This window comes from Stenotrophomonas maltophilia, from assembly GCF_039555535.1.
GTDB lineage: Bacteria > Pseudomonadota > Gammaproteobacteria > Xanthomonadales > Xanthomonadaceae > Stenotrophomonas > Stenotrophomonas maltophilia_Q.
The window spans coordinates 969,157-987,003 of the sequence record NZ_CP154630.1; the positions used below are offsets into that span (position 1 = coordinate 969,157).

The 17,847-nt window shown below is 66.4% G+C and carries 16 protein-coding genes and 6 tRNA genes; 16 read left to right on the top strand and 6 right to left on the bottom strand.

Annotated elements, in window-relative coordinates:
- Positions 1 to 94: 94 nt before the first annotated feature.
- The 4 genes from ppk1 to AASM09_RS04415 form a co-directional block, all read right to left on the bottom strand.
- Positions 95 to 2,182, bottom strand: a complete 2,088-nt coding sequence (gene ppk1 / locus AASM09_RS04400) for a polyphosphate kinase 1 (RefSeq protein ID WP_049431123.1) — start codon at positions 2,180 to 2,182, stop codon at positions 95 to 97.
- A 4-nt stretch (positions 2,183 to 2,186) separates the two neighbouring features.
- Entirely contained in the window at positions 2,187 to 3,518 is a 1,332-nt protein-coding gene (phoR, locus tag AASM09_RS04405) for a phosphate regulon sensor histidine kinase PhoR (protein WP_100443773.1), read from the bottom strand.
- Positions 3,519 to 3,624: 106 nt separating this feature from the next.
- Positions 3,625 to 4,314 (bottom strand): phosphate regulon transcriptional regulator PhoB, encoded by a 690-nt coding sequence (gene phoB, locus AASM09_RS04410; protein ID WP_005408258.1) that lies wholly within the window; start codon positions 4,312 to 4,314, stop codon positions 3,625 to 3,627.
- A 108-nt stretch (positions 4,315 to 4,422) separates the two neighbouring features.
- A complete protein-coding gene (locus AASM09_RS04415) occupies positions 4,423 to 6,123 on the bottom strand; it encodes a M48 family metalloprotease (RefSeq protein ID WP_180848843.1) in 1,701 nt (566 codons plus the stop codon).
- A gap of 88 nt (positions 6,124 to 6,211) precedes the next feature.
- On the opposite strand from AASM09_RS04415, the gene grxC reads away from it, so the two are divergent.
- The 6 genes from grxC (at position 6,212) to AASM09_RS04445 (ending at position 10,915) form a co-directional block, all read left to right on the top strand.
- Complete coding sequence (gene grxC, locus AASM09_RS04420) at positions 6,212 to 6,502, top strand: glutaredoxin 3 (protein WP_049400919.1); 291 nt, start codon at positions 6,212 to 6,214, stop codon at positions 6,500 to 6,502.
- Entirely contained in the window at positions 6,499 to 6,891 is a 393-nt protein-coding gene (locus AASM09_RS04425; protein WP_005408260.1) for a carboxymuconolactone decarboxylase family protein, read from the top strand. The genes grxC and AASM09_RS04425 overlap by 4 nt, the downstream gene beginning before the upstream one ends.
- 325 nt (positions 6,892 to 7,216) lie before the next feature.
- Positions 7,217 to 8,221: an isocitrate dehydrogenase gene (locus AASM09_RS04430; protein ID WP_099551263.1), complete on the top strand. Its 1,005-nt coding sequence runs from the start codon at positions 7,217 to 7,219 to the stop codon at positions 8,219 to 8,221.
- 201 nt (positions 8,222 to 8,422) lie between these two features.
- Positions 8,423 to 9,166 (top strand): cysteine hydrolase family protein, encoded by a 744-nt coding sequence (locus AASM09_RS04435; protein WP_049431138.1) that lies wholly within the window; start codon positions 8,423 to 8,425, stop codon positions 9,164 to 9,166.
- Between the two features lie 53 nt (positions 9,167 to 9,219).
- A complete protein-coding gene (locus AASM09_RS04440; RefSeq protein WP_049431142.1) occupies positions 9,220 to 10,128 on the top strand; it encodes a LysR family transcriptional regulator in 909 nt (302 codons plus the stop codon).
- Positions 10,129 to 10,153: 25 nt separating this feature from the next.
- Positions 10,154 to 10,915 (top strand): sulfite exporter TauE/SafE family protein, encoded by a 762-nt coding sequence (locus AASM09_RS04445; RefSeq protein ID WP_049431144.1) that lies wholly within the window; start codon positions 10,154 to 10,156, stop codon positions 10,913 to 10,915.
- A 3-nt stretch (positions 10,916 to 10,918) separates the two neighbouring features.
- On the opposite strand, the gene AASM09_RS04450 is transcribed toward AASM09_RS04445, so the two are convergent.
- Both AASM09_RS04450 and AASM09_RS04455 read right to left on the bottom strand, forming a co-directional pair.
- Positions 10,919 to 11,539, bottom strand: a complete 621-nt coding sequence (locus AASM09_RS04450; RefSeq protein ID WP_049431147.1) for a flavin reductase family protein — start codon at positions 11,537 to 11,539, stop codon at positions 10,919 to 10,921.
- A 70-nt stretch (positions 11,540 to 11,609) separates the two neighbouring features.
- The gene (locus tag AASM09_RS04455; protein WP_049431150.1) at positions 11,610 to 12,368 is read right to left on the bottom strand and encodes a Bax inhibitor-1/YccA family protein; all 759 of its coding nucleotides are present in this window, start codon (positions 12,366 to 12,368) and stop codon (positions 11,610 to 11,612) included.
- A 179-nt stretch (positions 12,369 to 12,547) separates the two neighbouring features.
- Between AASM09_RS04455 and AASM09_RS04460 the strand changes: the two genes are divergently transcribed.
- The 10 genes from AASM09_RS04460 (at position 12,548) to clpX (ending at position 17,797) form a co-directional block, all read left to right on the top strand.
- Positions 12,548 to 12,624, top strand: a tRNA-Pro gene (locus AASM09_RS04460).
- Between the two features lie 39 nt (positions 12,625 to 12,663).
- Positions 12,664 to 12,740: transfer RNA gene (locus AASM09_RS04465), tRNA-Arg, on the top strand.
- Positions 12,741 to 12,914: 174 nt separating this feature from the next.
- Positions 12,915 to 12,991: transfer RNA gene (locus AASM09_RS04470), tRNA-His, on the top strand.
- A 79-nt stretch (positions 12,992 to 13,070) separates the two neighbouring features.
- Positions 13,071 to 13,146 (top strand) — tRNA-Lys (locus tag AASM09_RS04475).
- Positions 13,147 to 13,344: 198 nt separating this feature from the next.
- Positions 13,345 to 13,420: transfer RNA gene (locus AASM09_RS04480), tRNA-Lys, on the top strand.
- A 271-nt stretch (positions 13,421 to 13,691) separates the two neighbouring features.
- Positions 13,692 to 13,997, top strand: a complete 306-nt coding sequence (locus AASM09_RS04485; protein WP_049426653.1) for a hypothetical protein — start codon at positions 13,692 to 13,694, stop codon at positions 13,995 to 13,997.
- Positions 13,998 to 14,107: 110 nt separating this feature from the next.
- Positions 14,108 to 14,192, top strand: a tRNA-Leu gene (locus AASM09_RS04490).
- A 190-nt stretch (positions 14,193 to 14,382) separates the two neighbouring features.
- Entirely contained in the window at positions 14,383 to 15,678 is a 1,296-nt protein-coding gene (gene tig / locus AASM09_RS04495) for a trigger factor (protein WP_049426654.1), read from the top strand.
- A 76-nt stretch (positions 15,679 to 15,754) separates the two neighbouring features.
- A complete protein-coding gene (clpP, locus tag AASM09_RS04500; RefSeq protein WP_004146318.1) occupies positions 15,755 to 16,381 on the top strand; it encodes an ATP-dependent Clp endopeptidase proteolytic subunit ClpP in 627 nt (208 codons plus the stop codon).
- A gap of 126 nt (positions 16,382 to 16,507) precedes the next feature.
- Positions 16,508 to 17,797 (top strand): ATP-dependent Clp protease ATP-binding subunit ClpX, encoded by a 1,290-nt coding sequence (gene clpX / locus AASM09_RS04505; RefSeq protein ID WP_004154600.1) that lies wholly within the window; start codon positions 16,508 to 16,510, stop codon positions 17,795 to 17,797.
- Positions 17,798 to 17,847 lie beyond the last annotated feature (50 nt).

The window sequence follows — 17,847 nt, forward strand, 5'->3', positions numbered from 1 at the left end:
CCATGCGGCTCACACCCCTGCCACCGGACCCACCCCGCCTTCGACAGTTCTCTGCGATCTGATGGTGGGTGTCGACCTTGGTCGACACACCAGGTCAGAGACCCTGCATCAATGCCATCTGCGCAGAGTGCGGGGCTTCGTCGTGGGCCGGCGCACGCTTGTGGTAGATGCCGTCGGCATCCAGTTCCCAGGCGTTGAGGTTGTCGTCCAGGTAGTTCTGCAGGACTTCGCGGTAGACGCGCTTGGCCAGCTCCGGGTCCAGGATCGGGAAGCAGGTTTCCACCCGGCGCAGCAGGTTGCGTTCCAGCCAGTCGGCGCTGGCGCAGTACATCTCCGGTGCGCCGTCGTTGCCGAACCAGTAGACGCGGCTGTGCTCCAGGAAGCGGCCGACGATCGAACGCACGCGGATGTTGTCCGAGATGCCCGGTACGCCCGGGCGCAGGGTGCAGGCGCCGCGGATGATCAGGTCGATCTGCACGCCCGCCTGCGAAGCGGCGTACAGCGCGCGCACCACCTGCGGTTCGTTCAGAGCGTTCATCTTGGCGATGATCCGCGCCGGGCGGCCGGCGGCGGCGATGCGCGTTTCGCGCTCGATGCGGCCGAGGATGCCGGTGTGCAGGGTGAAGGGCGACTGCAGCAGGCGCTTGAGCTTCATCTTCGACGCCAGCCCGGACAGCTGCTGGAACAGCAGGTGCACGTCGTTGCCGATGTCCGCATCGGCGGTGATCAGGCTGATGTCGGTGTACGCGCGGGCGGTGCCGCTGTGGTAGTTGCCGGTGCCCAGGTGCACGTAGCGGCGCAGCTTGCGGCCCTCGCGGCGCACGATCAGCAGCATCTTGGCGTGGGTCTTGTAGCCGACCACGCCGTACACCACCTGCACGCCGGCCTCCTGCAGGCGATCGGCCAGGCCCAGGTTGGCCTCCTCGTCGAAGCGCGCGCGCAGCTCGACCACCACGGTCACGTCCTTGCCGTTGCGTGCGGCCTGGATCAGCGCGTCGACAATGAGCGAGTCCTTGCCGGTGCGGTACAGGGTCTGCTTGATCGCCAGCACGTTGGGATCGACCGCCGCCTGCCGGATCAGGTCCAGCACCGCGGTGAAGGCATCGAACGGGTGGTGCAGCAGCAGGTCCTGGCGCGAGGCTGTCTCGAAGATGCCGTCGCTGTCGCGCAGTGTGCGCGGGGTCATCGGCGGGTACTTCAGGTCCGGCTGTGCGATCAGGTCGTACAGCTGGATGATGCGGTTGAGGTTGACCGGGCCGTCGATGCGGTACACCGCGTTCTCGGTCAGGCCGAAGTTCTGCAGCAGGGTGCGCACGATCTCGCGCGGCATGTCCTGCGCGATTTCCAGCCGCACCGCCGGCCGGTAGCCGCGATCGACCAGTTCGTCGCGCAGTGCCAGCGCCAGGTTCTCCACTTCCTCCTCGTCCACCACCAGCTCGGAATTGCGGGTAACGCGGAACTGGTAGGCACCCTGGACTTCCATGCCCGGGAACAGCTCATCGACGAAGGTGGACAGCACCGACGACAGGAACACGAAGTTCTGCGATCCGCCGAGCTTCTCCGGCAGCTGGATGATGCGCGGCAGCGAGCGCGGCGCACGCACGATGGCCAGATGGCCGGCGCGGCCGAACGCGTCGGTGCCCTTCAGCACCACCACGATGTTCAGCGACTTGTTGAGGATCTTCGGGAACGGGTGCACCGGGTCCAGGCCCAGCGGCGACAGCACCGGCATGATCTCGTTGCGGAAGTACGCGCGCAGCCAGCGCTTCTGGCGGTGGTTCCACGAATGCCGGCCGAGTACGCCGATGCCGGCCTCCATCAGTGCAGGGCGCAGCGTCTCGTTCCAGCAGCGGTACTGCTGGTCCACCAGTTCGGCGGCACGGTCGTGGATGGCGTTGAGGATGGCCTGCGGGCTCATCCCGTCCGGTGCCGGCGGCAGGCCGAACTCCTGCGCGTGGCGGACGGCGGCGGCACGGATCTCGAAGAACTCGTCCAGGTTGGTGCAGGAGATGCACATGAAACGCAGGCGCTCCAGCAGCGGCACCTGCGGATCCATCGCCTGGGCCAGCACGCGGAAGTTGAAATCCAGCTGCGACAGTTCGCGGTTGATGTAGAGCGCCGGGTCGCGCAACGGATCGTTGTCCGGGCTCACGGGGAGGGGGAGGGATCCGAGGCTGCTCATGGCGTCATTCTTCGATGGAAGTCAGGGGGGCGGACTCGCGCGGGCGCACGTGGTCGGCATCGAAATGGCAGGAAAACACCGAGCCCTTGCCGACCTCGCTTTCAATCTCCAGCCGCGCGTGGTGCAGGCCGAGGATGTGCTTGACGATGGACAGGCCCAGGCCGGTACCGCCGCTTTCGCGGGAACGGCTGCTGGAGACACGGTAGAAACGTTCGGTCAGGCGCGGCAGGTGGGTGGCCGGGATGCCGTAACCGGAATCGCGCACCGCCAGCACCGCGCCGTCGCCTTCGCGGCGGAATTCCACCGCGATGCGGCCACCGGCCGGGGTATAGCGCACCGCATTGGTCACCAGGTTGGAGAAGGCGCTGTGCAGTTCCTTGGTGGAGCCCTGCAGGTCGACGCCGGCCTGATCGTCGATGCTGATCTGGTGGCGGCCCTGGCTGTGCGCTTCGGCCTCGCGGCGCAGCGTGGCCAGCATCGGCTGCATGGCCACGGTCTCTTCCTCGCTGTGTTCCTGCGATTCCAGCCGCGACAGGGTCAGCAGGTCTTCCACCAGCTGGGCCATGCGCTGGCTCTGCTTGCGCATTTCTTCCAGCATCGGTCCGGTTCCCGGGAAATCCTCCGGGTCCATCATGTCCAGGTAGCCGTGGACCACGGTGAGCGGCGTGCGCAGTTCGTGTGAAACGTTGGCGACGAAGTCGCGGCGCACCTGTTCCAGGCGCAGCAGCTTGCTGACGTCGCGGGCGATCAGCAGCCAGTAGTCCGACGAATAGGGGATCAGGCGCAGGTTCAGGCGGATCGCCGGATCGACCGGCGAGGGCACGTCCAGGATCGGCTCGGCATTGCGGCCGCCGGCCAGCCAGTGGGCAAGCGGCATCGGCTGCAGGCGTTCGACCAGGGCCTCGCCGAGGTCGCCCGGATGATGCAGGCCGAGCAGGGCGGTGGCCGCTTCGTTGAACCACTGCACGCGCTGGCTGTTGCGGTCCAGCACCACCACGGCGTCGGGCAGCGCGGCGGCGGCGGCGCGGTAGCTGCGCAGCATGTCGAGCAGGCGGCGCTTGCGAACGCGCATTTCCACCTGGTTGCGGTACAGCAGGCGGTCCAGCTCGTTCCAGACGCCGGTGCCTTCCTCGGCGGTGTCCCAGCGCTGGCGCGCGGTCAGCCGGCGCAGCACGCTGCGCAGCCGCCAGTAATGCCAGGCCAGGGTGGCCAGCGCGCCCAGTGCGATGCACAACCACAGGTGACCCGTGAACCACCCCACCAGTCCGGAGAACAGCAGTACCGCGGCAACGGTGGCCAGGGTCTTCAACCAGGCAGAGCGGATGTGGCGGGGCATTGCGATCTCGTCGTTGAGGTGCGGCGGTTCACTGGGGTGAACCGAGGGTTATAGCAGAGTTGCCGGCGCCGGCACCCGCGGGTGCGTGGCGCCGGCACGACGAGACTCAGGTGGCGGTGGAGAAGCGGTAGCCGGCGCCGCGCACGGTCTGCACCATGTTCTCGGCGTTGAACGGTTCCAGCGTCTTGCGCAGGCGGCGGATGTGCACGTCGATGGTGCGCTCCTCCACGTACACGCTGCCGCCCCACACATGGTCCAGCAGCTGGGCGCGGGTGTAGACGCGCTCGGGGTGGGTCATGAAGAAGTGCAGCAGGCGGTATTCGGTCGGGCCGATCGGCACCGGCTGGTCGTTGGCGAACACGCGATGGGCGGCGCCGTCGATGCGGATCGGGCCCACCGCCACGCTGCCGTCTTCGTCGTCCTCGCGGGCGCGGCGCATGACCGCACGGATGCGGGCCAGCAGTTCGCGCGCCGAGAACGGCTTGACCACGTAGTCGTCGACACCGGCTTCCAGGCCACCCACGCGGTCGTTCTCTTCACCGCGGGCGGTCAGCATGATGATCGGCACTTCGCGGGTCAGCGTCTCCTTGCGCCAGCGGCGGGCCAGATCCAGGCCGCTGGTGCCGGGCAGCATCCAGTCCAGCAGGATCAGGTCGGGAACGCGGTCGGCGATCGCGGTCTGGGCCTCGCGGGCGTCGCCGGCGTGGACCGGTTCGTAATCGCCCTTGCGCAGGGCGAAGGCGACCATTTCACGGATCGCGGGCTCGTCATCGACGATCAGGATGCGTTTCTGCACGAGGACACCGTAGGGCTCGGTTACTGGAGTGGTGCCAGTAGATGATGACATGTTTGTGACTGCCTGGCCGGAACCGGTCGGGATTGCCATCGACCGGTCATGCAGCACTCAGCGGCGGTCCAGGTCCGGGTCCTGCACGCCCTGGCGGCGCAGCTCCAGCACGGTGGGGGTGATCGCCTCGATGCGCGCATCCACCCGCGCCCGGCCCACATAGTCCAGCGCCGGGTTGCGCTTGAGCGCCTGCAGCTGCATCAGCGACTGCTCCGGGCGGCCGCTGAGGAAGGCGGCCTCGGCATAGGCCTCGCTGGCGCGCACGCTGTCACCGGCCAGCTCGCTGGCACGGGCGTATCGCTGCTGGAAGACCGGATCGTTACCACTTTGCGACAGCAGGGGCCGCAGCATGGCCTGTGCGCGCTGGCCGGCCTCGCGGGTGCCCTGTTCGTTCAGGATCTCGGCATAGGTCAGGGCCACGGGCCGGCTGTTGGGGTGCTCGCGCAGCAGCTGCTCGAAACGGGTGTTGGCCTGCGCCCCCAGCCCGGCACGCGATTCGGCCTCGCCCAGGCCCAGTGCCAGCCACAGGTTGTCCGGGCGGGTCTGCAGCAGGCTGGCCAGGGTCTGCCGGGCCTGCGTGGCACCGCTGCGGCCGCCGCGCATGACCGCCAGCGCCTGGCCGTAGCGCTGTGCATCGTTGAGGCCGTCCTTCTGCCGCTTGGCCATATCTGCGTATTCGCGCTCCAGCTCGGCGGTGGAATCGGCGCTCAGCACCCGCAGGCGTTCGCGTGCCCACTCGAAGTCGCCGCTGGCGCCACGGGCCAGCTGGCCGACCGGAATGCGCAGCACGCTGCTGGGCAGCAGGGGGTTGTTTCCGCGCAGCAGCGGCTCGGCCAAGCCCGGGTCGGCCGGATTCACCCGTTCCTTGCGCTCGCCGCTGGGGGTGCTGGTGGTCAGCAGCACCGTGTCCTTCTTCATCTGCTCGGCGCGGGCCTTGGCCTCGCTGATGCGGGTGATGTTGACCGGGTGGGTGCGCAGGAACTCGGGCACGCTGTAGCCGCCCTCGTTGCCGCGCATCGCCGCCGACATGCGCTCGAAGAAGCCGGCCATCGCGTCCACGTCATAGCCGCTGCGCGACAGGGTGCGGATGCCGAGGCGGTCGGCCTCCGATTCGTTGGAGCGGGTGTAGTTGATCTGCCGCTGCTGCATCAGGCCCATGCCCGAGCTGATCGCGGCCATGGTCGCATTGCCCGAGGAGGTGCTGTTGCTGGCCTGGGCAGCCACCACCGCCGCCAGCATGCCCAGCAGGATCGGAATCTGGTCGCGCTGGGCGCGCTCGACCCCGCGCAGCACGTGCTGCTGGGTGACGTGGGCGATTTCGTGGGACAGCACCGCAGCCACCTCGTCCTCGCGTTCGGCGGTCAGCACCAGGCCGGCATTGACCCCGATGTAGCCGCCCAGCGTGGCGAAGGCGTTGATCTGGCGGTCCTTCATCACGAAGAAGGTGTAGGGCTGGCGCGGCTGGTCGCTGTTGGAGCCAAGCCGGGTGCCCATGGTCTGCAACCAGTCGTTCACCAGCGGGTCGTCCAGCAGGTAGCCGTAGTTGCGCAGCTCGCGCAGCATCATCGCGCCGTACTCGGCCTGGCGCGCCGGGGTCAGAAGCTCGCCGGCCGAGGAACCGATGTCGGGCAGCTTCTCCTGGGCCTGGGCCAGCGGCATGGCCAGGGCCAGGGTGACGGCGGTAGTCAGCAGCAGGGCTCGCAAGCAGAAGATCCTCGGGCAGGGCGCGCCAAGCGTGGCAGGGCAGGGGGCAACCATTCGTTAATCCACAGTGTTGCGTCGGTGGCGTGGAAATTCCAGCGCACCGGTACCATATGTAGACCGTCGATCCATCGTGGAGTTTCCCGTGACAGCCCAGACCGCCGGCGGTGCCCCCGCCATCACCATCTATTCCACCGCCGTCTGCCCGTATTGCGTGGCCGCCAAGAACTTCCTGAAGAGCAAGGGCCAGCAGTGGACCGAGGTCCGCATCGACCTGGACCCGGTCGAGCGCGAGAAGATGATGGCGCTGACCCGTCGGACCAGCGTGCCGCAGATCTTCGTGGGTGATGTCCATGTCGGCGGTTACGATGACATGATGGCCCTGCACCGTGAAGGCAAGCTCGAGCCGCTGCTGGCCGGGCAGGGCCAGGCATGAGCGCGGCCGACGACGGCAGCAAGGACCGCATCGCCGAGTTCACCGATTTCCGCAAGCGCATGAACGAGCGCATCCTGGGCGAACCGAACCAGGTGGTGCGGCGCTTCTTCGCACTGGACACGCAGACCTACCAGGCCGGCGCGCTGGACGTGAAGACCAAGGAACTGCTGGGCCTGGTGGCCTCGATGGTGCTGCGCTGCGACGACTGCATCAGCTACCACGTGGCCCAGTGCAAGGACGCCGGGGTGACCCGAGAGGAGTTCTTCGAGACCTTCTCGGTCGGCCTGGTGGTCGGCGGCTCGATCGTGATCCCGCACCTGCGCCGCGCGGTCGACTTCCTCGACCAGCTCGAAGGCGGCGCCGCCGCCCCGGCAGCGCACGAGCACTGAGGGGTAGTGCCGGCCGCTGGCCGGCATCGCCTGAATCCGGCATGGCCGGGGTTGCCGGCCAGCGGCCGGCACTACCGGGCCCGCGAGGGGGCCTGCCCCGCGATCCAACAGTCCTGGAGCCCCCTTGTTGTTCAAGGGGGCGCGCCGACAGGCGCGGGGATAAGGTGGAATGCGCGGGCAATTCTGCCTGAGCCGGGGACTGGGACCATGGTCTATTTGGGACCTCGGCCCCGGCTCAGGCATAATTGCCGGTGAAACTTCCTTTGCGCCGGCGTTTCCGGGCACGTCCGGACGGCGTTTTTCCCCCTGTTCGGAACATCGATCAATGACGCAGAAAATTACGGTCATCCGCGGCGACGGCATTGGCCCGGAAATCATGGACGCCACCCTGTTCGTGCTCGACCAGCTGAACGCTGGCCTGGAGTACGAAGACGCCGACGCCGGCCTGGTGGCCCTGGAAAAGCACGGCGACCTGATGCCGGCGGTGACCCTGGAATCGATCGCGCGCAACAAGGTCGCGCTGAAGAGCCCGCTGACCACCCCGGTCGGTGGTGGCTTCACCTCGATCAACGTCAGCCTGCGGCGCCACTTCGACCTGTACGCCAACGTGCGTCCGGCCCACACCTTCCCGAACACCAAGTCGCGTTTCGACAACGTCGACCTGATCACCGTTCGCGAGAACACCGAAGGTGCGTACCTGGCCGAAGGCCAGGAAGTGTCGGCCGACGGCGAGACCGCCTTCTCCGGCACCCGCATCACCCGCAAGGGTTCCGAGCGCATCGTGCGCTACGCCTTCGAGCTGGCCCGCAGCGTCGGCCGCAAGAAGGTCACCGCCGTGCACAAGGCCAACATCATCAAGTCGACCTCGGGCCTGTTCCTGAACGTCGCCCGTGAAGTGGCCGCGCAGTACCCGGACATCGAGTTCCAGGAAATGATCGTCGACAACTGCTGCATGCAGCTGGTGATGCGTCCGGAACAGTTCGACGTGATCGTCACCACCAACCTGTTCGGCGACATCATCTCCGACCTGTGCGCCGGCCTGGTTGGCGGCCTGGGCCTGGCCCCGGGTGCCAACATCGGCAAGGACGCGGCGATCTTCGAAGCCGTGCACGGCACCGCGCCGGACATCGCCGGCCAGGGCAAGGCCAATCCGTGCGCGCTGCTGCTGGCAGCCGCGCAGATGCTGGACCATATCGGTCAGCCGGAAAACGCCGAGCGCCTGCGCAAGGCCATCGTCGCAACGATGGAAGCCAAGGATTCGCTGACCGGCGACCTCGGCGGCACCGGTACCACCATGAGCTTCGCCAAGGCCATCGCCACCCGCCTGTAAGCGGCCGGTCGACCTCGGTTGGAACCCAACGGGGCGCCTTCGGGCGCCCCGTTGCGTTTTCCGGTATATCCACGCCATGCGTGGATGACGGAATGATCGGTTGTGCGGTTTCCGCACAGATCATGTACCGCCGCACGGCTGGTCCGTGCGCCAATCGCTACGCATCCTGTGCCCCCACACCCACCACACAGGAACCCTTCCATGAACCTCACCGCCTTCGGCCTGGCCAGCCTGATCGGCATGGCCGCCACCGCCCCGGTTGCCGCTGCCGAGCCGTCCCATTCCACCATCCGCGACATGGCCGGCGTGCCGGTCGCGGCCTCGCTGGATGCCGCGAAGACCGCCGTGCTGGTGATCGACTTCCAGAACGAATACTTCGATGCCAGCGCTGCACCGGGCTTTGCCGGTGGCCGCATGGTCATTCCCGATGGCATGGCGGCGCTGCGCCAGGCCAAGCGGGTGGTCGAGTTCGCCGATGCGCATGGCATCCGTGTGATCCATGTGCAACACGTGCTGCCGGCCGGCGCGCCGTTGTTTGCGCAGGGCAGCGTCAACGCCGCCTTCCATCGTGACCTGCTGCCGCGCAAGGGCGAAACCGTGGTGCAGAAGGACAACGTCAGCGTGTTCGCTGGTGCTTCGGCTGCCGTGCTGGACACCGTGCTGAAGGACGCCGGCATCGACACGCTGATCGTCACCGGCCTGCAAACCCATGCCTGCGTGGCCGGTGCGGCCCGCGATGCAGCCGCCGCACCGCGTGGCTACCGGGTGATCGTGTCGTCCGATGCCAGCGCCAGTCGCGACCTGGATCTGGCCAGCGGCCAGCGCATGGATCATCGCGTGCTGCACGAGGCCTCGCTGGCGCAGATCGAGGACGCCTTCGGTGACGTTCTGAGTACCGATGCGATCCTGGCGCTGCCGGTGCGCAAAGCCGGCGACGGCGCTTGATAAGCTGGCAGGGCCCGCATGCCGTGGGCCCTGCCAGGGGGAACCGCTCGCTGATGGATCATTTCGCTGCCCTGCGTGCGCTGCGCGCCATCGTCGACGCAGGCAGCTTCACCGCTGCGGCAGAACGCCTGGGCACGACCCACTCGGCGATGTCACGGCAGCTGCGGCAACTGGAAGACCACCTGCAGGTACGCCTGCTCGATCGGAACAGCCGCCGGCTGTCATTGACCGAAGCCGGACGCGATTACTACCGGGAGGCGGGCGTGCTGCTCGATCGTCTGCAGGAGGCGGATGACCGCGCGCGTGCCGGGCAGGCGCAGCCCAGTGGCGCCGTACGCATCAGCGTGCCGCAGGTGGTCGCCAGCCAGGAGCTGCCCCAGTGGCTGCCGTCGTTCCTGCAGCGCAACCCACAGGTCTCGCTGGACCTGTCAGCCGATGATCAACTGGTCGATGTGGTGGGGGGCGGTTTCGACCTGGCCCTGCGCATCGCGCCCTCGTTGCCGGACAGCCAGCTGGTCGCGCGCGAACTGGCCAGCTGCCCGCGCATCCTGGTGGCCGCGCCGGCCTATCTGGCACGTCGTGGTCTGCCGCGGCAGGCTGCGGATCTCGAACAACATACGCTGCTGGGATTCAGTCCCACGCCGTCAATGCCGCCCTGGCAGCTGCAGGGGCCGCGCGGTACCTGCGTGAGCATCGAGGCCGGCCAGCGCCTGCGCGTGGATGCCACGCCTGCGCTGTATGCCGCCGCGCTGGCCGGAATGGGCATCAGCCTGTTCACTGCGCTGACCGTCCAGGAGGACCTGCGCGCGGGCCGCTTGATCCGCGTGCTGCCGGCCTGGCATGCCGGGCAGCGCCGCTACTTCGCGCTGTATCCGCATGCACGTGCGCTGGCGCCGAAAGTGCGCGCGCTGGTCGAGCACCTTGTAGCGCACTACGCTGCGCAGATGGGCGCGGCAGGGTAGCCGCGCGGTTGCAACCGAGGTGGTGATGGAGTCGGTGTATCTGCTGGTTGCGCTTGGCGCGATCGTTGCCGGGTTCGTGCAGGGGCTGTCCGGCTTCGCCTTCGGCATGGTGGCGATGTCGTTCTGGGCATGGGGGCTGGAGCCGCGACTGGCGGCCACACTGTCGGTGTTCGGCGCGCTGGTCGGCCAGCTGGTGGCGGTGTTCACCGTGCGCCGTGGCTTCAACCTGCGCCTGCTGCTGCCCTTCGTGCTGGGTGGGCTGGCCGGCATTCCGCTGGGCGTGATGGTGCTGCCGCAGCTGGACATGGACTGGTTCAAGGCTTTGCTGGGCGGCTTCCTGGCGCTGTGGTGCCCGGTGATGCTGATGGCGCGCTCGTTGCCGCCGATCACGATCGGAGGGCGCGTGGGTGACGCCATTGCCGGTATGGCCGGTGGCGTGCTCAGTGGCATCGGTGGCTTCGCCGGGCCGGTGCCGACGTTGTGGAGCACGCTGCGCGGCTTCGGCAAGGACGAGCAGCGCGCGGTCATCCAGAACTTCAACCTGGCCATGCTGGCGGTGACCATGGCCACCTATGTTGGCAGTGGACTGGTGACGCGGCAGATGCTGCCGTACTTCGCCATCGTGGCGCCGGCGATGCTGGCGCCGACCCTGCTGGGTGCGCGGGTCTACATCGGCATCAGCGAAGCGCGTTTCCGGCAGGTCGTGCTGAGCCTGCTCACGGCGTCAGGCATCGCGTTGCTGGCCTCGTCGCTGCCGGCGCTGCTGGCACGCGCGCCGGCGGCCTGAGACTCAGGCCGGGCGGAACATGCGGAAGCGTTGTTCGGCGCCGATGCGGAAGTAGTCGGCGGGGCCGCCGCCGCGCAGGATCGGCGCCGCTGCAGCGGTGTCGTAGATGCCATCGACCAGCAAACGGGTATCGATGTGCACTGCGACCACTTCGCCCAGCACCAGCCAGCCGTTGGTGTCCTGCCCGGCGGCATCGCGCAGGCGCACGATCTGGGTGCAGCGGCATTCCATGCTTACCGGGCTCTGTGCCACGCGGGGTGGCGCGACCTGCGTGGAGGCCAGTGGCGTCAGCCCGGCCAGGGCGAACTCGTCGACCTCCGGCCCGACCGCACGACAGCTTTCGTTCATTGCTTCGGCCAGGTCGAAGGTCGCCAGGTTCCAGGCGAACTCACCGGTCGCTTCAATGTTGCGCAGCGAGTCTTTGCGGCCCTGGCTGGAGAAGCCGATGATCGGCGGGGTGTAGTTGAACGCATTGAAGAAGCTGTACGGCGCCAGGTTCAATGTTCCTTCGCCGTCGCAGCTGGAAATCCAGCCGATCGGTCGTGGGCCGATGATGGCGTTGAACGGGTCGTGCGGCAGGCGGTGGCCGTCGGCCGGGCGATAGCTGTGGAAGGTGTGGGACATGGGGTGGGGTTCCAAAAAAGAAGCCGTGGCCCTCTCGGACCACGGCTTGTCGTTTACGACCTGATGGGGCTCAGCGCTGCTGGATCTTCGACAGCAGGCGCAGGAACTCCACATACAGCCAGACCAGGGTCACCATCAGGCCGAATGCGCCATACCACTCCATGTACTTCGGCGCGCGCTGGGCCACGCCGGTTTCGATGAAGTCGAAATCCAGCACCAGGTTCAGCGCGGCGACGACCACCACGAACAGGCTGAAAGCAATGCCCAACCAGCTGGAGTCGTGGATCACCGGCACATCGATGTTGAAGAAGCCGAGCACGAACGAGGCCAGGTAGAGCAGGGCGATGCCGCCGGTGGCGGCGACCACGCCCATCTTGAAGTTCTCGGTGGCCTTGATCATGCCGCTGCGGTACGCGAACAGCAGCGCGGCCAGGGTGCCGAAGGTCAGCAGCACGGCCTGGAATACGATGCCCGGGTACTTCATGTTGAACAGGGCCGAGACGGCGCCCAGGAACAGGCCTTCGACCAGCGCGTACATCGGTGCGGTGACCGGCGACCATTCCTTCTTGAAGATGGTGATCAGCGCCAGCACCAGGCCGCCGATTGCACCGCCGATGGCGTACAGGCTCGCGCTGCCGGAAATCTGGCCGTACTCATCGACCGACTGGCTCCAGGCGAACGCCGCGGTCAGCACGGTCAGCAGCAGCAGGATGCCGGTCTTGTTGGCGGTGCCGTTGAGGGTCATGACCTGGTCGGGGCTGGTCACCACCGAGCCACTGGCGAGGTCGAGGAAGGTCGACTCGGAAAGAGCCGGGTTGCCGCTGCGCATGCGTGTTCTCCGTGCGAATGAGGGGCTGGACGGCCATCCGGCCGATGACCGGGAGCATAGCCGATGGCTGCGCGTGGCGCCGTGCCACGCGTCGGGTCCGGATCGCCGCGTTGACAGTTCATGATGCGCTTGGCCACAATGACCAGCTCCCCGGGCCTGGCCCGAGGGGATTGCAAGACCGGGGTATAGCGCAGTCTGGTAGCGCGCCTGCTTTGGGAGCAGGATGTCGGGGGTTCGAATCCCTCTACCCCGACCAATCCCACATCACGTCGGATTGGACGCCGTTCCGGTTCGGGCGCCCGTAGCTCAACTGGATAGAGCACCGGCCTTCTAAGCCGGCGGTTACAGGTTCGATTCCTGTCGGGCGCGCCATTGGCGAGGCACTGGGATCGCATCGACGGATGTGAAGAAGTGCTTGCAAAAGCGTAAAGACTCCACCAGAATATCGGACTCGCTTCGGCGGACCGGAACTTCGGTGACAGTCTCCAGGCAAAGGTTTGAAGCTCCCGCGTCGGCAGTAGCGGCGGTGGGGCGAAAGTTTCAGTGGTGGCTGTAGCTCAGTTGGTTAGAGTACCGGATTGTGATTCCGGTGGTCGGGGGTTCGAATCCCCTCAGCCACCCCACTGATTCAACCGCATCGGCGCTGCCGAAACGGTATTGCAATAAACAGAACGCACGCTACAATGTGCGTCTGAGTTTCACGGGCCGTTAGCTCAGTTGGTAGAGCAGTTGACTCTTAATCAATAGGTCCAAGGTTCGAATCCTTGACGGCCCACCAAGACGGAAGCCACCTGGTACGCCAGGTGGCTTTTTTCTTATAAGTGTGACCCCATCATTTCGATGGATCACGCGCTGAAGCGCTCCGCCTGGCGGGGCCGCTGCAGCGGCAGCGGGACCGCAGCGCTGGTTTCAACGATGTTGAAAAAAGTGCTTGCACCCACCGAGCGGATCGGGTCATAATTCGCGCCCCGATTTCGGGCTGTTAGCTCAGTTGGTAGAGCAGTTGACTCTTAATCAATAGGTCCAAGGTTCGAATCCTTGACAGCCCACCAGACGAAAGCCACTTGGTCAGCCAAGTGGCTTTTTTCTTGCCTGTGGCCTGGCTGAGTGCGCCAAGTCGCTAAGCCGGTAGATCCACGCCATGGGTGGAGAAGGCGGAGGCCGCATCTACGCATGGCGTGGATCTACTGAAGCGGTGATGAAACCGGGGTCATACGCGTCATCAGTGTTTTCAATGCTGTGCGCTGCTTCTCACCGCTTCGTGTCCTGCATCGCACCCAATGGTTCTTCCGCGCCGATGGCGCATGCATGAAGGAGAATCTGATGGCCGATATCAACCGACGCGTTTCATGGGCGATGGTTCCGCTCGCGCTGGTGGCGCTCGCTGCCTGCAGCCCGCCGGGCGACCCGGCGCAGACCGTGCAGCGCGATGCCGATGCGCAGCATGTTCCCGCACCTCCTGTCGGTGAGGCGATGGAGATGCAGCCGGCGGCGCCGACTGAAGGCGTGACCCAGCCCGAAGCGGTGCAGCTGCGCCGGACCGATGGCGGTGGCATCGAGATCCGCAACGTGGACGCAGCGGACGGGCAGGGGGCTGACGCAGCGCCCGCCGCACCCCTGAAACCCTGATCCAGGGCCGTCCCGGGCGGCTGCCGGTCGTCCGGGACAGCAGATTCAGCTTTGTGCAGACCTTTCGCTTCCGGCCCCCGCCTGCGACAATGAAGGCCTGTGCCGGCCACGCGAAAGTGGCGGAATTGGTAGACGCCCTGGATTTAGGTTCCAGTGCCGCAAGGCGTGGGGGTTCGAGTCCCCCCTTTCGCACCAGTGCCGGCCTGTCTCCCCGCCCAGATCGGGCCCGCTGCACCCCTTGACCGGCACGCGCTGGCAGTGCAGGCCAAATTGGGCGAAACTAAAGGGCTGCGGCAAGCAGGCGCGTCCCAGACGCCGTGTCCTTACAACCGTTTCATCCCAATCATCGAGCCGGGGGCGTAGGCCACCGGTGGCAGGAGTCAACATGCAAGCTTCGATCGAATCCACCGGCAATCTGGAACGCCGCCTGAGCTTCTCGCTGCCGGAAGAGCGTCTGCAGAGCCACATCGTCGGCCGCCTGGGCGAAATCGCCCGTACCACCCGCATCAAGGGCTTCCGCCCGGGCAAGGTGCCGGCCAAGGTGATCGAGCAGCGCTTCGGCGCGCAGGTCCGTGGCGAGGCGCTGGACGGCCTGCTGCGCGAAACCTTCGACGCGGCCGTGCGCGAGCACGACCTGCGCATCGTCGGCAGCCCGCGCATCGACAAGGGCGACGAGGGTGAGTTCTCCTTCGTGGCCACCGTGGAAGTGGTGCCGGACTTCGGCGACATCGACGTCAGCAAGCTGACCGTGGTGCGCCACAGCGCCGAGATCACCGACGCCGACATCGACCAGATGATCGAGAACCTGCAGAACCAGCGTCGTACCTGGGCCCCGGTCAGCCGTGGCGCGCAGGACGGTGACCTGGTCGCGGTGGAAACCTGGTCGCAGGCCGGCGAAGAGCGCCTGCCGGCCGAAGGCACCGAGAAGGGTTCGATCGTGCTCGGCCAGGGCATGATGTTCGAAACCATCGAAAAGGGCCTGGTCGGCCTGGCCAAGGGTGAAGAGAAGACCCTGGACGTCGAGTTCCCGGCTGACTGGCGCGTGCCGGTGCTGGCCGGCAAGACCGTGCAGGTCACCGTCAAGGTTGCCGAAGTCTCCGAGCCGGTCGTGCCGGCGGTCGACGAAGCCTTCATCAAGAGCTTCGGCGTGAAGGGTGGCGATGTGGAGCAGTTCCGCAGCGACATCCGCGCCAACCTGGAGCGCGAGCTGAAGGGCGCCCTGATGAACCGCCTGCGCCGCGAAGTGGGCGAGCAGCTGATCGCCGCCTATTCCTCGGTGGAAATGCCGCCGCGCCTGGTCGAGAACGAAGCCCGCGCCATGCTGGCCCAGCAGGTCGAGCAGATCCGCCGCAACGGCCAGAACGTCGGCGAGATCCCGGCCGACGCCCACGAAGGCTTCAAGGACGCCGCCGCCAAGCGCGTGCTGGTCGGCCTGCTGGTCGGTGAAGTGGCCCGCATCAACGACCTGCGCCTGGAAGCCAAGCGCCTGAACGAAACGATGCGTCTGATCGCTTCGACCTACGAAGAGCCGGACCAGGTCATTGAGATGTACCGCAACGACCCCCAGCTGATGTCTGGCCTGCAGAACCGTGTGATGGAAGAGCAGGTGATCGACTGGATCGCCGAGCGTGCCCAGCACACCGAAGAGAAGCTGTCGTTCCAGGACGCGATCCGCCAGTAAGCCCGGGCGGATCACCGGATGCCCCGCGCCTTTGCCGGCGCGGGGTTGTAGCCCCCCAAGATAGGTACCTCACGTAATGGACAACCGAACCAAAGCCCTGAACCTGGTTCCGATGGTGGTCGAGCAGACCAGCCGCGGCGAGCGTGCCTACGACATCTATTCGCGCCTGTTGAAGGAGCGCCTGATCTTCCTCGTGGGCCCGATCGACGATCACATGGCCAACGTGGTGGTGGCGCAGTTGCTGTTCCTGGAATCGGAAAACCCGGAAAAGGACATCAACATCTACATCAACTCGCCGGGTGGCGTGGTCACCGCCGGCATGGCGATCTACGACACCATGCAGTACATCAAGCCGAATGTGAGCACCACCTGCATCGGCCAGGCCGCCTCGATGGGCGCCCTGCTGCTGGCCGCGGGTGAAGCCGGCAAGCGCTATGCGCTGCCGAACTCGCGCGTGATGATCCACCAGCCGCTGGGCGGCTACCAGGGCCAGGCCACCGACATCGACATCCACGCGCGTGAGATCCTGACCCTGCGTTCGCGCCTGAACGAGGTGCTGGCCAAGCACACCGGCCAGTCGCTGGAGACGATCGCCCGCGATACCGAGCGCGACAACTTCAAGAGCGCCTTCGAGGCGCAGGCCTACGGTCTGGTCGACCAGGTCCTGGAGCGTCGTCCGGATGAGTCGATCCAGGCCGGCTGACCGGCCTTCACGGGGCCATGGAGGCCCCGTTCCTGCAGGGTCGGGCGGGACTGGTGTCCCCTCGGCCCTGTGCTATTCTCGAATCGAACCCCCGTTCAGCGGGTGGGGTAACTGGGTAAGCGAAGCATGAGCGAAGACCGCCAAGGTCGTTCCACGGACACCGGCAAGATCCTCTACTGCTCTTTCTGCGGCAAGAGCCAGCATGAAGTGCGCAAGCTGATTGCGGGTCCGAGCGTGTTCATCTGCGATGAGTGCGTGGAGCTGTGCAACGACATCATCCGCGAGGAGCTTGAGGAAAAGGCGCAGTCGGCGCGCAGTTCGCTGCCGAAGCCGCGCGAGATCCTCGAGGTGCTCGACCAGTACGTGATCGGCCAGAACCGCGCCAAGCGCACCCTCGCCGTGGCCGTGTACAACCACTACAAGCGCATCGAGAGCCGGCAGAAGAACGACGACGTCGAACTGGCGAAGTCGAACATCCTGCTGGTCGGCCCGACCGGTTCGGGCAAGACCCTGCTGGCCGAGACCCTGGCCCGCCTGCTCAACGTGCCGTTCACCATGGCCGACGCCACCACGCTGACCGAAGCCGGTTACGTGGGCGAGGATGTGGAGAACATCATCCAGAAGCTGCTGCAGAAGTGCGACTACGACGTCGAGAAGGCGCAGCAGGGCATCGTCTACATCGATGAAATCGACAAGATCTCGCGCAAGAGCGAGAACCCGTCGATCACCCGCGATGTGTCCGGCGAAGGCGTGCAGCAGGCCCTGCTGAAGCTGATCGAAGGCACCGTGGCCAGCGTTCCGCCGCAGGGCGGCCGCAAGCATCCGCAGCAGGAATTCCTGCAGGTGGACACCAAGAACATCCTGTTCATCTGCGGCGGCGCGTTCGCCGGGCTGGACAAGGTGATCCAGGCCCGTTCCACCGACGTCGGCAGCATCGGCTTCGGCGCCAAGGTGAAGAGCAGCGAGCGCAAGCAGGAAGTGGGCAAGGTGCTGGCCGAAGTCGAGCCGGAAGACCTGATCAAGTTCGGCCTGATCCCCGAGTTCGTCGGTCGCCTGCCGGTGGTGGCGACCCTGGAGGAGCTGGACGAGCCGGCCCTGATCAAGATCCTGACCGAGCCGAAGAACGCCATCACCAAGCAGTTCAAGAAGCTGTTCGAGATGGAGAACGTCGAGCTGGAGTTCCGCCCGGACGCGTTGTCGGCCATTGCCCGCAAGGCGCTCAAGCGCAAGACCGGTGCCCGTGGCCTGCGCACCATCGTCGAATCGGTCCTGCTGGACACCATGTACGACCTGCCGTCGCAGGAAAACGTCAGCAAGGTGGTGGTGGACGAGTCGGTGATCGAGCACAAGTCCGAGCCGTACCTGATCTACCAGACCCCGGCGGCCCCTGAACAGAAGGCCGCAGGCGCCGAGTGATCCTTCCAGGTTGTTGATTGGAAAGGATTTTCAAGGAATGCCTTGCATCT